The sequence below is a fragment of the Streptomyces sp. NPDC005878 genome (assembly GCF_040629815.1).
GTDB lineage: Bacteria > Actinomycetota > Actinomycetes > Streptomycetales > Streptomycetaceae > Streptomyces.
This window is the reverse complement of sequence record NZ_JBEXWK010000002.1, coordinates 264,930-278,948: the sequence shown is the minus strand read 5'-3', so window position 1 is coordinate 278,948 and position 14,019 is coordinate 264,930. Positions and strand designations below refer to the sequence as shown.

Genomic DNA, 14,019 nt, shown 5'->3' with positions numbered 1-14,019 from the left:
GTGGGCAAGGGCGCCCGGCGCGGGCGGCTCCGGGCGTCAGAACGGGCAGGACGCGGGGGCCAGCGCCCCGTCGCTCCCGGTCACCCGCACCGTCAGGGTGGTGCTCACTTCCCCGCTCACCGCGTGCGCCGCCGTGCACACCAGCTGCTGCCGGGCGAGCGCCGGGAAGTCGCGCACGGCGCGCTCCAGCCGGATGTTCACGCTCCGGCCCTCCCTGCCCACGGCGATCACCCCGTAGTAGTTGGGCAGTTCACTGCTGAGCCCGGCTTCCTTCTCGGCGTCGGTGGGGCCGCTCAGGAGCAGCAGGACGGCGCCGCCCGGTGACTGCTCCTCCTGCCCGCCGGACCGGACCACCGGCAGCAGCCCGCCCGGGCCCGTGAAGTACAGGGTGACGCTGCCCGGGCCGGTGGGTGTCGGCCGCACGTACGCCGGGTCGCCGACCTCGACGACGTCGGTGGAGCGGACGCCGCAGCCGGTCGCGAGGAGCAGGACGGCGCCCAGGGCGGCGAGCCGGACCGCCTTCACGAGGGACTCCCCTCGCCCGGCGGGCGCAGCGGGAGCTCGACGGTGAACACCGCGCCGCCCGAGGGCGCGTTGGCGGCCCGGACGGTGCCGCCGTGCAGCCGGACGTTCTCCAGGGTGATGGCGAGCCCGAGACCGCTGCCCGCCGAGCGGGTACGGGCGGCGTCGGCCTTGTAGAACCGGTCGAAGATGTGCGGCAGGACGGCCGGGTCGATGCCGGGGCCGCCGTCGCTCACCTCGGTCATCAGCCGGTCGCCGTCGGCGCGCAGCACCACCCGGACCGGGGCGGTGCCGTGGCGCAGCGCGTTGCCGACGAGGTTGGCGACGACGACGTCGAAGCGCCGGGGGTCCAGCATCGCCCGGATCCCCCCGGGCAGCTCGACGGCCACCTCCTCCTCCCAGCGCCTGCGCTGGAGGGTCTTGGCGATGGTCTCGGCCACGTCGACCTCGTCGAGGTGGAGCTCGGCGGCTTTGGCGTCGAAGCGGGAGATCTCCATCAGGTCGTCCACGAGGGTGGCGAGCTTGTCGGTCTCGGTGGAGATCAGCCGGACCGCGGCCGCCGTGTCGGGGTCGAGCCGGCCGGCGTCCTCGTCGAGGACCTCGGTGACGGCGAGCATCCCGGCGAGCGGGGTGCGCAGCTCGTGCGAGACGTCGGAGGCGAACCTGCGGGCCCGGGCCTCGGCCTTCTGAAGCTCCTCCACGGACCGCTCCAGCGCCTCGGCCGACTCGTTGAACGTCCAGGCCAGATCGGCGAGTTCGTCCGAGCCCTTGACCTCGATACGGGTGTCGAGGCGCCCCTTGCCCATGCTGCTGGCGGCCCGCCGCAGATCGCGGACGGGGCGCAGCACGCTGCGGGCGGCGAGCAGCGCGGGCACCAGGGCGACGGCGAGCGCGGGCAGCGCGCCGTCCCGTGCGGCGGTGACCATCGCCTGGACGTTGTCCTCCTCGGCGGACAGCGGCATCACCGCGAACACCGTGAGCCCGGAGGGCTGCCCCGGGTGCACCCCTTCCTCGCCGAGCACCACGGGCATGCCGACGGTCAGCCACGGCCGGCCGTCCTTCACCACCCGCTGGAAGGTGCCGTGGGGGTTGGCGCGGGTCCGGCGCCGCAGGTCCTCGGTGAGGACGCCGGAGGTGGTCTGGCTGACGTTGGAGGCGCGCAGCGTGCCGTACTCGGCGAAGACGTACCAGGGGTGCGGCTTGCCCTGGCGGCCCACGGCGAGGCTGAGTTCGCGCAGCGAGGCGCGGGTCATCGGCAGCTTGACCGGCTGGGCGCCGATCTGGTCGCGGAGCTGGGCGACGGCGGTGTCCTGGGCCTGCTGGAGGATGACCGAGCGCGCCTCCTGGTAGATCAGGGTGGCGGTGGTGCCGGCGGCGATGGCGGCGACCAGGAGGAAGGCGGCGATCAGCCGGGCGCGCAGCCCGAGGCGCCCGGCCCGCAGACGCGCGCGTATCACCGCAGCGGGCCGAAGCGGTAGCCGAAACCGCGGACGGTCTGGATGTAGCGGGGGCTGCCGGCGGTGTCCTCGATCTTGTGCCGCAGCCGCCGGACGCAGGCGTCGACCAGCCGGGCGTCGCCGTGGTAGCTGTGCTCCCACACCGACTCCAGGAGCTGCTGGCGGCTGAAGACCTGCTCGGGGTGGGCCGACAGGTGCAGCAGCAGCTTCAGCTCGGAGGGGGCCAGGGCCAGGCGCTCGCCCGCCTTGGCGGCGGTGAGTCCGGCCCGGTCGAGGGTGAGGTCGCCGTGGAACTCGAGCCCCGGGCGCCCCGGTTCGGTGAGGCGGCGCAGCACGGCCCGGATGCGGGCCTCGATGACCTCGGTACGGGCGGGTTTGACGATGTAGTCGTCGGCGCCCGCCTCCAGGCCCACCACCACGTCGAAGTCGTCGCCGCGCGCGGTGAGCATGATGATCGGCAGCTGGCTGGTCTCGCGGATGCGGCGGCAGACCTGGACGCCGTTGATGCCGGGCAGCATCAGGTCCAGCAGGACCAGCTCGGGCTGGAAGGCGCTGAGCGCCGCGAGGCCCGCCTCCCCGGTCTCGGCCGCGCGCACCTCGTGGCCGCGCCTGCGCAGCCCGAGCTCGACCCCTTCCCGTACGGAGGGGTCGTCCTCGATGAGCAGCACGCGTGGCATGAGCGTCAGTATCCCAGCAGTCTCGTGTGTCCCGGGCGGATGAGGTCTTTCAGCGCTTGCGGCCGCCGCGGAGCCTGCCGAGCACGTCGTTGATGCCGTCGAGCCGCAGCGGCCGGGCGAGCAGGGCGACGGTCACGAGCAGCACGGCGGCTCCGGCCCCGGCTCCGGCGAAGTAGCCGAGGCCGTCGACGGCGCGGGCGGCCGCCCAGCCGAGCAGCGCCGCCGGGGCGCAGCCCAGGAGCAGCCGGGCGTGGGTGGCGAGCGAGGGCGAGCGCAGTGCTCCGGCGCCGCCGCCGAGCCTGCGGCGCAGGGTGTACGCGGTGAGGGCCCAGCCGGCGAAGAGCGCCAGCGAGTACGCCCCGGCCATCCCGGTGACCGCCCAGCGCGCGGGCAGCAGCACAAAGGCGAGCACGGACAGGCCGGCGTTGCACCCGGCGATCACCAGGTTGAGCAGGAACGGGGTGCGGGTGTCGCCGAGGGCGTAGAAGCCGCGCGAGAGCACGTACTGCCCGGAGAAGGCGATGAGCCCGGGCGCGAACGCCATCAGCATCCCCGCCATGATGTCGACCTCGGCGGGGCTGGTCCTGCCGTGCCCGAAGACCACGCCCATCAGCCAGGGCGCCAGCGCGAACAGGGCACAGGCGGCCGGGACGATCAGCGCGGCGCTGGTGCACAGCCCGTAGGAGAGGTCGCGCCGCACCTCCGCCGGGTCCCCGTCGGCCGCCGCGCGGCTCATCCGGGGCATCAGCGCGGTGAGCAGCGAGACGGTGACGATGCCGTGCGGCACCACCCAGAGCATGTACGCGTTGGTGTACGCGGTGTAGCCCGCGCCCTTGGCGTGCTGGGCGGCGGTGGTGGAGAGCCGGGTCACCACCCAGTACGCCAGCTGGTTGGTCAGGACCAGGAGCACCAGCCAGCCCGCCGAGCGCAGCGGGCGGGTGATGCCGCTGCCGCGCCAGTCGAACCGCGGCCGCCAGCGGAACCGGGCCGCGCTCAGCGCCGGGACCAGCGCGAGCGCCTGGACGGCTATCCCGGCGGTGGTGCCCCAGCCCAGGATCCGGGTGTCGGTGGCGCTCAGGGTGTCGCCGGAGGTGCCGGCGGTCGCCAGGTACAGGCCGAACACCGCGATCACGACGAGGTTGTTGAGGACGGGCGTCCACATCATCGCGCCGAACCGGCCGCGCGCGTTGAGGACCTGCCCGAAGAGCGTGAACAGGCCGTAGAAGAGGATCTGCGGCAGGCAGTAGCGGGCGAAGGCGATGGTGAGGTCGCGCTGGGCTCCGGTGTAGTCGGTGTAGACGTCGACGATGCGGGGTGCGGCGAGCACCGCGACGGCGGTGAGGGCGAGCAGGGCGGCGGTGCACGCGGTGAGCAGCCGGTCGGTGTAGGCGGCGCCGCCGTCGTCGTGCTCCTTGGCGGCGCGGACCAGCTCGGGCACGAAGACCGCGTTGAGCGTGCCGCCGATGAGCAGGGTGTAGAGGATGGTGGGGATGTTGTTGGCGACCGTGAAGCCGTCGCCGACGAGCTGGACGCCGAGCGCCGCGGACACCACCGCCGAGCGGGCGAAACCGGTGGCGCGCGAGACGACGGAACCCGCGGCCATCACCGCGCCGCTGCGGGCCAGGGACGGCTTGGCGGCGTGCCGCGGCGCCGTTCTGACGGGGGCCGTCATCGGCGGGCCAGATAGGCCTGGAACGCGCGGTACAGCGCGTGGTTGGCGGTGCCGCTCATCGGTGTCTCCCACTCCCCCAGTGTCTCGACCACCTGCCCGCCGGTGCCCAGTTTCCAGCGCAGCAGACCGAACGGGCGGTCCTGTGGGTCGAGAGTGGAGGGTACCCCGCGCATGTCGTACACCTCGGCGCCCAGCGCGTGGGCGTCGAGCATCATCTGCCACTGGAGGGCGTTGCTGGGCCGGACCTCGCGGCGGTGGTCGGCGGAGGCACCGGTCTGGTACCAGACCCGCCCGCCGGCGGAGATCATGGTGTGCGCGGCCAGCACCTCGCCCCCGTGCACGGCGAGGTAGAGGCGCATCCGGCCGGGGTGTTCGGCGTTGAGCGCCGCGTACTGGCGCTCGTAGTACGCCAGGGAGCGGCCGAGCCGGAAGCCGTCGCGCTCCTCGGTGACGCGCAGCAGCCGGTAGAACTCGGGCAGGTCGGCCGCGCTTCCGGTGACGACCTGGACGCCCGCCTTCTTGGCCGTGCGCACGTTGCGCCGCCACTCCTGGTTGAGCCCGGACCACAGCTGCTCCGGGGTGCGCCCGGCCAGCGGCACCTGGAAGACGTAGCGGGGCTGGGCGTCCGCGTCCCCGTCGCCTCCGCCGTCCCCGCACCGCCGCCAGCCCCGCGCCCGCAACCGTTCGGCGACGGCGCTGCCCAGGGAGTCGACCTCGGTGGCGAGCACGTCGCCGACCCGGCGGCCGGTGCCGGTCGCGGACTTCAGCAGGGCGGCGTCCCAGCGCCGGTACGCGGGCGAGGGCCCGATACGGACGGCGAAGGCGCCCGCCCGGCGCAGATGGCGCAGCAACGGCTGGAGCCAGCGGTCGATCTCGGGGTCGGCCCAGTCCGCGACCGGCCCCTCGGGGAGGTAGGCGAAGTGTTTCCGGGTGCCCGGGAACTGCCGGTAGAGCACGAGGGCCGCGCCCTTCAGCTCACCGCTGTCGGAGTGCCAGCCGACCCTCTCCGCGGACCACTGGTCCTTCACCTCGGCCCAGGAGGGGTGCTGGAGAAAGCTCACGCCGGAGCGGGCCGCCAGAAAGGACCGGTACTCGGCGACGGAGAGACCGCGCACCCGCAGGTCCTGGTCACGGTCGCCGGTCACGAGCAGTGCGGACACGTGAGTGACCTCCCAAGTACGCCCCGCCATCGGTTCCACGGGGATGCACAGGATGCTCACAGCGGTCCATGACCGGTCCGCGCGGCGCATGTGACCGGACGGTGACCGTTCCTCTGCGGTCCTTGTCACAAAGGAATTCCGTGGATTTCCGGCCCTTTGCGCAACCTAGAGTCGGGTGACCGACTCTCTCCTACGGAGAAGCATTGCTACGGAGGTTTTCCAGTTGAGCCGCATACGCCGCCACACCCCGCTCGGCCGCCGTCGCGTCCGTAACGCCGTCATCACCGGAACCGCGGTCCTCGCCGCCGCCCTGACCGCCTGTTCCGGCGGCTCGGGCGGATCGGGCGACGCCAAGGGCGGCGCCGACATCTCGGGCGCCAAGAAGGCGGAGATCTCGGTCAACCTGACGGGGCAGCAGGCGAAGGCGGGCGCTCCGGTGAAGGTCACCCTGGCCCAGGGCAGACTCCAGCAGGTCGCGGTCACCGACGGCAAGGGCGGGACGCTGGCGGGGAAGATAGCCGCCGACGGCAGGACCTGGACGTCGGACCGCAACGCGGCGCCCGGCACCACGTACGCGGTCGAGGCGAAGGACGACAAGGGCTCGTCCGCCAAGGCCGGTTTCGCGACCGCCGCCGCGGACAAGGTGAACAAGCTGTCGCTGGCGCCCGGCAAGGACACCACGGTCGGGGTCGCCCAGCCGCTGTCGATCGTCTTCGACCACCCCGTGAAGAACAAGGCGGCGGTGGAGAAGCAGCTCAAGGTGACCACCTCGGACAACACCGTGGGCTCCTGGGGCTGGATGGAGGACTACTCGGGCAAGTCGCGGGTGGACTGGCGGCCCAAGGAGTACTGGAAGGCGGGGACGAAGGTCACGCTCCAGGCGGACCTCAACGGCGTCGACTCGGGCAGCGGCTGGTTCGTCAAGGACTACAGAACAGGCTTCACGGTCGGCAGGAACCAGGTCGTCAAGGTCAGCCTCGACAACCACCACCTGAAGCTGTACCGCGACGGCGCCGTGGTGAAGGACATCCCGATATCGGGTGGTACGCCCGGCGGCGACAAGGCGTCCTGGCGCGGGAAGGCCGTCCTGATGGCGAAGGAGGGCACGATCAACATGAACTCCGAGACGGTCGGGCTCGGCAAGGCCTACGACAAGATGGTCGACTACTCGATGCGTCTGACCTGGTCCGGGATGTACGCCCACGCCGCCCCCTGGAACAGCCCGTACTTCGGCAACACCAACCACAGCTCCGGCTGCATCGGCATGAGCGACGCCCACGCCAAGGAGCTGTACGGCATGGTGCAGCCCGGCGACCCGTTCGAGATCGTCGGCGACGACGCCAAGGGCACCCAGGCGGTCAACAACGGCTACGGCGAGTGGAACCTCGGCTGGGAGCAGTGGCAGGCCAAGAGCGCTCTGAACGGCGCCTCCACCACGGCCGGCTAGAGCCGCGCCGGGTCCGGGGCACGGCCGCGCCGCACACCCCGCACCCCCACCAAGGAGAGCGGCACCCCCGTCGCGTCTGTACGACGTGGGCCCGCTCGGCCTCGGCAAGCCGGTCGGCGACGCCCCGCACCTCGCACGGCAAGACGCCCGGCACAGGTGATGGACACCGTCGACCCGCTCTACAACGAGCACAACCCGACCGGCGCGCAGCTGACCTTCTCCCCGCCCGCGTCAGACCCGTCGTATCTGACGGTCCCTCTCCGCGAGGAGTGATCACCGGCTGCTGCCGGGTGGGCCTTGCCCCCTAGCTACTGCGCACCTGGCAGCAGCGTCCCTGGTTCGGCCGGGGCGACATCCACGGCCTCCGTCTTGGGATCGCGCTTCTGTCTCCTGGCCATCCAGGTGGCGAACCAGGAGAGCAGCATGCACATCCCGATGTAGATCGGTGAGATCACCATCACCACGGGGATGAACGGCAAATCGTAGTCGAGATTCGAGGCGATGAGCTTCCCCGCGTGCAGGAACTCCTCATAGGTGATCAGAAAACCGAGCGAGGTGTCCTTCAGGGCTACCACCAGCTGGCTGATGATGGTCGGCAGCATCGCGCGGACGCCCTGGGGGACCAGCACGTACGTCATGACCTGCGTCTTGCGCATCCCGAGCGAGAATGCCGCCTCCTTCTGACCGCGTTCCACGGAGTTGACGCCGGAACGGAACACCTCGGCGAGCACCGAGCCGTTGTAGAGCGTCAGTCCGGCCACCAGCGCCGGCAACGGCTGCACCTTCAGCGCCACGAAGATGAAGAAGATCATGACGAGGACGGGCATGGCGCGGAAGAACTCCACCAGCAGCGTGGCCAGCCAGCGCAGCACCCGGTGGTCGGAGAGCCGCCCGGTGGCCAGGACAGCGCCGAGGAGCAGCGAGAACAGTGCCGCGAACCCGAACGCCTTGAGCGTGTTGCCGAGCCCGCGCAGCAGCAGCCGCTGGATCCCCTCGTAGGCGAAGGGCGACCACTTGGTGGAGGTGAACTGGTCGGTGTCGAACAGCAGGTAGACGATCCAGCCGAGCAGGGCGAGGATCAGGACGGTGGAGGCGATCCCGTAGAGCAGGTGCCGCTGCCGGGTGTTCGGGCCGGGGATGTCGTAGAGGGCGGTGGCTTGTCCGGACGGCTGAGCGGTCATCGGGCGACTCCCCAGTACTTCTCCATCAGGTTGAAGACGGCGCTGATGGTGAGCGTGACGATCAGATAGCCGACGGCGATCCAGATGAAGGTCCAGACGATGTCGTAGCCCAGCTCGCTGAGCGTCTTGTACGTGCCGAGCAGCTCGGTGACGCTGAACGCGCCCGCGATGGCGGAGTTCTTGGCCAGCGCGATGAGGGTGGAGCCGACCGGCGGGATGACCGAGCGGAACGCCTGCGGCAGCACCACCGCGGACAGCGTCTGGCCGAACGTCATCCCCAGGCTCCGGGCCGCCTCGCCCTGGCCGGTGGGGACGGTGTTGATGCCCGAGCGCAGTGCCTCGCAGATGAATGCGGAGGTGTAGCAGCCGAGCGCGATCACCGCGAACACCTTGAAGGGCAGCACCAGGCCGAAGCGCGGCAGCCCGAGCAGCACGGCGAAGAAGAGCAGCGTGAGCGGGGTGTTGCGCAGCACGTTCACCCACACGGTGCCCAGCGCCCGGAACGAGCCGACCGGCGAGACCCGGAAGGAGGCCATCAGGAAGCCGAGGACCAGCGCCAGGGCGGAGGCGTAGACGGTGAGCTCGACGGTGCCGAGGAGACCCTTGCCGTACAGCGAGAAGTTCTTGGTCAGGACGTCCATGCGGGGCCTCAGCTCGCCGGGTAGCGGTCGATGGGCGGGGCGGGCGCGGCCTTGCGTCCCGACAGGCCGAGCGTGGCGTCGTACGCCTTCTGCCAGTCGCCGTTCTTCTCGTGGGTCGCGAGGGCGTCGTCGAGGGCGAAGCGCAGGGAGTTGTCGCCGCGGGGCACCCCGATGCCGTAGGGCTCCTTGGAGAACGGCTTGCCGACGACCTTGAGCTCGTCGGGCACCTTGGCCGCGTAGCCGCTGAGGATGGTGTCGTCGGTGGTGACGGCGTCGACCTGGAAGGTGAGCAGGTTGTCCACACAGACGGAGTACGTGTCGTACGCGACGAGATCGGCCTTCGGGTAGTCCTTCTGGATGCGCTGGTACGGGGTGGATCCCGCGGCCGAGCAGACGCGCTTGCCGTTCAGGTCCCGCGGGCCGTCGATGCCGTCCTCGTCGGTGCGCACCAGCAGGCCCTGGCCGGCCATGTAGTAGGGCCCGGCGAAGCCGACCAGCTTCTTGCGGTTGTCGTTGATGGTGTAGGTGCCGACGTAGTAGTCGACCTGGCCGTTCTGGAGGGCGGTCTCGCGGTTGGCGGAGGCGATCGTCTTGAACTCGATGGACCTGGGGTCGAAGCCGAGGGAGGCGGACATCATCTTGGCGATCTCGATGTCGAAGCCCGAGTAGACGCCGGTGGCCGGGTCCTTCTCGCCCATGTAGGGCTGGTCCTCCTTGGCGCCGACGACCAGGTGGCCGCGGTTCTTCGCCCGCCGCCACACCGTCGAGGCGGGCAGCGAGAAGCCGGTCATGACCTGGTAGCGGGGCAGTTGGTCGGGCTGCGGGCCCTTGACCGGCGGGCTGCCCGACTTGCCGCAGCCGCCGGCGGCCAGGACCAGCGCCAGCGCGGCCAGCGCGCGTCGCGTACGCGTCATGGTTGCGTCCACTCCCCGTTCAGTGCTTGAGGATCTTGGAGAGGAAGTCCTTGGCCCGGTCGCTGTGCGGGTTGGTGAAGAAGTCCTCGGGGGTGCGGTCCTCGACGATCCTGCCGTCGGCCATGAAGACGACGCGGTTGGCGGCGGAGCGGGCGAAGCCCATCTCGTGGGTGACGACGACCATGGTCATGCCCTCGCGCGCCAGCGACTGCATGACCTCCAGGACCTCGTTGATCATCTCCGGGTCGAGTGCGGAGGTGGGCTCGTCGAAGAGCATGACCTTGGGGTCCATGGCGAGGGCGCGCGCGATGGCGACGCGCTGCTGCTGACCGCCGGAGAGCTGCGCCGGGTACTTGTCGGCCTGGGAGGCGAGGCCGACCCGGTCGAGGAGTTCGCGCGAGCGCTGGTCGGCCTCGTCCTTCTTGCGGCCGCGGACCTTGATCTGGGCGAGGGAGACGTTGGAGAGGACGGTCCGGTGGGCGAAGAGGTTGAAGGACTGGAAGACCATGCCCACTTCGGCGCGGAGCGCCGCGAGCCCCTTGCCCTCCTCCGGCAGCGGACGGCCGTCGATGGTGATCGACCCCGACTCGATCGTCTCCAGGCGGTTCACCGTCCGGCAGAGCGTCGACTTGCCCGAGCCGGACGGGCCGATGACGACCACCACCTCCCCGCGTCCGACGGTGAGGTTGATGTCCGTCAGGACGTGCAACTTCCCGTAGTACTTGTTGACGTCACGCAGCTCGATCAACGGATCGACGGCCATACACTGTCCTGCCCACTCATCGCTGTGTCGAGGTCAGCGCAAACTATCCAGCCCGGAAAGGGACTTCATCTCGACACGCACGAACAGGACATAAACCGTATTTTGGGTTACTGATGAGTTGGGTCCCCGGTACGGGAGGGACCGGGGCGCGACGGTCAGACCTCGGAGGCCTCCGCGTAGATCTGCGAGAGCTCGGGCGTGCCGCTCGCCGCCCACTCCCCTCCGGCGCCCACCACGTCGATCTCGCGCCCCGAGGCGAGCCGCACCACCGGCTGCCCGCCCGGCCACACCTGCCAGGAGGCGCCCTCGACCGTCCGTACGAGCACCGTGCCCAGATACAGGCCGGCGTCGTTGCCCAGCCCGGGCAGCTCCTCGGGGTCGTCCCGCCAGCGCGGCGGCAGCTGGTCGAGCGCGGCCAACGAGGCCGGGCTGTCGTCCAGTTCGAGCCCGGCCTGCTGCGCCCTGACCCGGAGCAGCTCGCACTCCGCGAGCAGCTCCCCCACACCCTCCGGATCGGTCTGCACCGCCTCGGCGAGCACCGCCGTCCGCCGCGAACCGTGCCGCTTGCGCCAGTTGTCCAGGATGTTCATGGCGCCCAGCGTCCCATTCGCCCTCACCCGCGCACCACCGGCACGCGGAGTGTGATTCTCAGATCCGAGGGCGGAGTGTGATTCTCAGATCTCCAGGTCGACGACGACCGGCGCGTGGTCGGACGCGCCCTTGCCCTTGCGCTCCTCGCGGTCCACGTAGCTGTCCTTGACGGCCTTGGCGAACGGGGCGTTGCCGTACACCAGGTCGATGCGCATGCCCCGGTTCTTGGGGAAGGAGAGCTGGCGGTAGTCCCAGTACGTGTACGGACGGTCGTACTTCAGGGGGCGCGGGACCACGTCGGACAGGCCCGCCTCGCGCAGCGCGGAGAGCGCGGCCCGCTCCGGCGGGGTGACATGGGTCTGGCCCTCGAAGAACGCCACGTCGAACACGTCCTCGTCGGTGGGGGCGACGTTGAAGTCACCGAGCACCGCGAACGGGCGCTCCCCCGCCGCTTCCTGGGCGACGGCCGCCCTCAGCGCCTCGAACCAGGCCAGCTTGTATTCGTAGTGGCCGTGGCCGACCTCGCGGCCGTTCGGCACGTATACCGACCAGAGGCGGACTCCGCCGCAGGTCGCGGAGACGGCGCGGGGCTCCAGGGTGTCCTCGAAGCCGGGGTCGCCGGGCAGGCCCCGCACCACGTCCTCCAGGCCGACCCGGGAGACCAGCGCCACTCCGTTCCACCGCCCCGTGGCGTGCACCGCCGACTCGTAGCCCAGCTCGCGGAGCTCGGCGGCGGGGAAGCCCTCCTCGGTGGTCTTGGTCTCCTGAACGCACAGCACATCCGTGCCGGTGCTCTCCAGCCAGGCCAGGAGACGGGGCAGCCGGGCGGTGATCGAGTTGACGTTCCAGGTCGCGATGCGCATGCGGACCAGCCTAACGGCGGGGTCCGACAGTCACAGGTCCGTCGACTCCCCCGGGCTCAGCCGCGCGTGGTCGGCCCCGCCCAGATTGCCCAGGTGGGTGTCGTAGATCGGCCGGGCCAGATCGGTCAGGAGCGCGTCGTGGACGTCGATGGCCCGGCGCGGGGCGACCTCCCGTACGTACTCGATCACCTCGGAGATCTTGCTCCACGGCGCCTGCACCGGCACCATCAGCGTGTCCACCGGCCGGTCCGGGACCGTCAGCGCGTCCCCGGGATGGAAGAGCGAACCGTCCACCAGGAAGCCGACATTGGTGATCCTCGGCAGATCCGGGTGGATCACCGCGTGCAGCTCGCCGTGGACCTGGACGTCGAACCCGGCCGCGCTGAAGGCGTCACCGTGCCCGACGGTGTGGACCCGGCCCGGGAAGGCCGCCGCGACCTTCTCCGCGACGCTGCGCAGGGTCCAGATCTCGGCCGCCGGGTTGGCCTCCAGGGCGGTGCGCAGCCGGTCCTCGGCGAAGTGGTCGGGGTGCTCGTGGGTGACGAGGACGACATCGGCGCCGAGCGCGGCGTCCGCCTCGCTGAAGGCGCCCGGGTCGATGACCAGCGTCCGGCCGTCCTTCTCCAGCCGGACGCAGGCGTGGGTCTTCTTGGTCAGCTTCAGACTCATGCCCCCATCCTGCTACGGCGCGGGCCGCGGCGCCCGGACCGCGCACAGGCCCGGCTTCGCCCCCAGTCGGGACGCGGGCGGGGGTACAAGGCCAGGCTCTCAGGGCTGCGGGGTGGTCTCCTCGCGGATGACCGCGGCGGCGGCCCGGAAGGCCGCGCCCGCCGCGGGGAGCCCGCAGTACACGGACGTCTGGAGCAGCACTTCCCTGATCTCGTCGGGGGTGAGCCCGGCCCGCAGCGCGGCCCGGGTGTGGGCCGCGACCTCGTCGAGGTGGCCGCCCGCCACCAGCGCGGCGAGCGCGACGACGGCCCGGGTGCGCCGGTCGAGCCCGTCGCGGTCCCACACCTCGCCCCAGGCGTAGCGGGTGGCGAGCTCCTGGAAGGCGCCGGTGAAGCCGTCCGCGTCGGCGGTCTCGGCATCCACGCGCGCGTCCCCGAGGACCTCGCGCCGCAGCTTCATGCCGCGCTCGTACGGGTCGGGCCGCGCCTCGGCCGCGACGCCCGGGGAGACCACGGGCTCGGCGGCCAGCGGGACGGGCACGTGCAGGGTGTGCGGGGCCGGGGCGTGCGGGGCCGGGGCGTGCGGGGCCGGGGCGTGCGGTGGCTGCGGGGCCGCGGCGACCGGGGGGCCGGCCGGGACGGGGATCGCCGGGAGCGTCTCGTGCCAGGCGGTCGAGAAGTGGTGGACGAGCAGATCGGTGACGGCGGCGGGCTGCTCCACCGGTGCCAGGTGCGCGGCACCGGGCACCACCGCGAGCCGCGCGTCGGGCACCCCCGCGACCAGGACGCGCGCGTCCCCCGGCCCGGTCACCCGGTCCTCGGCGCCGACCAGGACCAGCGTGGGGACGCCGATACGGGCGAGGTCGCCCCGGATGTCGAAGGCGGCCAGCGCCTCGCAGGCGGCGATGTAGCAGCCCGGGTCGGTGGTGCGGACCATCTGGACGGCCCACTCCACAATGGCGGGCTGGGCCGCGGCGTAGGCGGGCGTGAACCAGCGCTCGGGCGCGCTGCGGGCGATCGGGTCCATACCGTTGCTGCGGACCACGACCCCGCGCTGCCGGAACTCGTCGGCGGTCCCGAACCGGGCGGAGGCGGCGACGAGCGCCAGCGAGGCGAGCCGCTCGGGGTGGCGCAGCGCCAGATCCGCGCCGACGGCGGCGCCGATCGCGCTGCCCGCGTACCCGAAGCGCTGGACCCCCAGCCCGTCGAGGGTCGCGATCAGCCGGTCCCCGAGCTCGGCGACCGAGACCGCCGGGAGGGCGGGGGCGCCGCCGTGCCCGGGCAGATCGAACCGGACGATCCGCCAGCTCTCCGAGAGCTCGCGTATCTGGCGGTCCCACATGTGCCAGGTGGTACCCAGGGAGGGGCCGAGGACCAGGACCGGAGCGTCTTCTGGCCCGTCACAGCGGTATTGCAGGGTGTTCGTCGGTGTCTCGCTCACCCGCCTGACCCTCTCATCTGTC

The 14,019-nt window shown here is 71.7% G+C and carries 14 protein-coding genes and 1 pseudogene; 2 read left to right on the top strand and 13 right to left on the bottom strand.

Features of this window, described 5'->3' with window-relative positions; translation table 11 throughout:
• Positions 1–36: 36 nt before the first annotated feature.
• From ABZ404_RS05235 to ABZ404_RS05215, 5 genes are read right to left on the bottom strand one after another with little or no spacing between them, the layout of a single operon-like run.
• A complete protein-coding gene (locus tag ABZ404_RS05235; RefSeq protein ID WP_358833413.1) occupies positions 37–525 on the bottom strand; it encodes a hypothetical protein in 489 nt (162 codons plus the stop codon).
• A complete protein-coding gene (locus ABZ404_RS05230; protein ID WP_358833414.1) occupies positions 522–1,979 on the bottom strand; it encodes a HAMP domain-containing sensor histidine kinase in 1,458 nt (485 codons plus the stop codon). The genes ABZ404_RS05235 and ABZ404_RS05230 overlap by 4 nt, the downstream gene beginning before the upstream one ends.
• Complete coding sequence (locus ABZ404_RS05225) at positions 1,976–2,656, bottom strand: response regulator transcription factor (protein WP_358833415.1); 681 nt, start codon at positions 2,654–2,656, stop codon at positions 1,976–1,978. Before ABZ404_RS05225 ends, ABZ404_RS05230 begins: the two co-directional genes overlap by 4 nt.
• 49 nt (positions 2,657–2,705) lie before the next feature.
• The gene (gene murJ, locus ABZ404_RS05220) at positions 2,706–4,328 is read right to left on the bottom strand and encodes a murein biosynthesis integral membrane protein MurJ (protein ID WP_358990138.1); all 1,623 of its coding nucleotides are present in this window, start codon (positions 4,326–4,328) and stop codon (positions 2,706–2,708) included.
• Entirely contained in the window at positions 4,325–5,488 is a 1,164-nt protein-coding gene (locus ABZ404_RS05215; RefSeq protein WP_358834692.1) for a peptidoglycan bridge formation glycyltransferase FemA/FemB family protein, read from the bottom strand. Before ABZ404_RS05215 ends, murJ begins: the two co-directional genes overlap by 4 nt.
• Positions 5,489–5,720: 232 nt before the next feature.
• Here ABZ404_RS05215 and ABZ404_RS05210 point away from each other — a divergent pair, with 232 nt between their 5' ends.
• A complete protein-coding gene (locus tag ABZ404_RS05210) occupies positions 5,721–6,935 on the top strand; it encodes an Ig-like domain-containing protein (protein ID WP_358834711.1) in 1,215 nt (404 codons plus the stop codon).
• Between the two features lie 42 nt (positions 6,936–6,977).
• Positions 6,978–7,208, top strand: a pseudogene (locus tag ABZ404_RS05205) (acyl esterase); the annotation flags it as partial.
• Positions 7,209–7,243: 35 nt separating this feature from the next.
• Here ABZ404_RS05205 and ABZ404_RS05200 read toward each other — a convergent pair.
• The 8 genes from ABZ404_RS05200 to ABZ404_RS05165 form a co-directional block, all read right to left on the bottom strand.
• Positions 7,244–8,116, bottom strand: coding sequence for an amino acid ABC transporter permease (locus ABZ404_RS05200; RefSeq protein WP_358834693.1), 873 nt, complete (start codon positions 8,114–8,116; stop codon positions 7,244–7,246).
• On the bottom strand, positions 8,113–8,757 hold the full coding sequence (locus tag ABZ404_RS05195; RefSeq protein WP_358834694.1) for an amino acid ABC transporter permease: 645 nt from the start codon (positions 8,755–8,757) through the stop codon (positions 8,113–8,115). The genes ABZ404_RS05200 and ABZ404_RS05195 overlap by 4 nt, the downstream gene beginning before the upstream one ends.
• 8 nt (positions 8,758–8,765) lie before the next feature.
• Complete coding sequence (locus ABZ404_RS05190) at positions 8,766–9,671, bottom strand: glutamate ABC transporter substrate-binding protein (RefSeq protein WP_358834695.1); 906 nt, start codon at positions 9,669–9,671, stop codon at positions 8,766–8,768.
• A 19-nt stretch (positions 9,672–9,690) separates the two neighbouring features.
• Entirely contained in the window at positions 9,691–10,434 is a 744-nt protein-coding gene (locus ABZ404_RS05185) for an amino acid ABC transporter ATP-binding protein (protein ID WP_358834696.1), read from the bottom strand.
• A 155-nt stretch (positions 10,435–10,589) separates the two neighbouring features.
• On the bottom strand, positions 10,590–11,024 hold the full coding sequence (locus ABZ404_RS05180; protein WP_358834697.1) for a DUF6278 family protein: 435 nt from the start codon (positions 11,022–11,024) through the stop codon (positions 10,590–10,592).
• Positions 11,025–11,108: 84 nt separating this feature from the next.
• Positions 11,109–11,888: an exodeoxyribonuclease III gene (locus ABZ404_RS05175; RefSeq protein ID WP_358834698.1), complete on the bottom strand. Its 780-nt coding sequence runs from the start codon at positions 11,886–11,888 to the stop codon at positions 11,109–11,111.
• A 30-nt stretch (positions 11,889–11,918) separates the two neighbouring features.
• Positions 11,919–12,557, bottom strand: coding sequence for an MBL fold metallo-hydrolase (locus ABZ404_RS05170; RefSeq protein ID WP_358834699.1), 639 nt, complete (start codon positions 12,555–12,557; stop codon positions 11,919–11,921).
• 99 nt (positions 12,558–12,656) lie between these two features.
• On the bottom strand, positions 12,657–13,997 hold the full coding sequence (locus ABZ404_RS05165) for an alpha/beta fold hydrolase (protein ID WP_358834700.1): 1,341 nt from the start codon (positions 13,995–13,997) through the stop codon (positions 12,657–12,659).
• Positions 13,998–14,019: the final 22 nt, after the last annotated feature.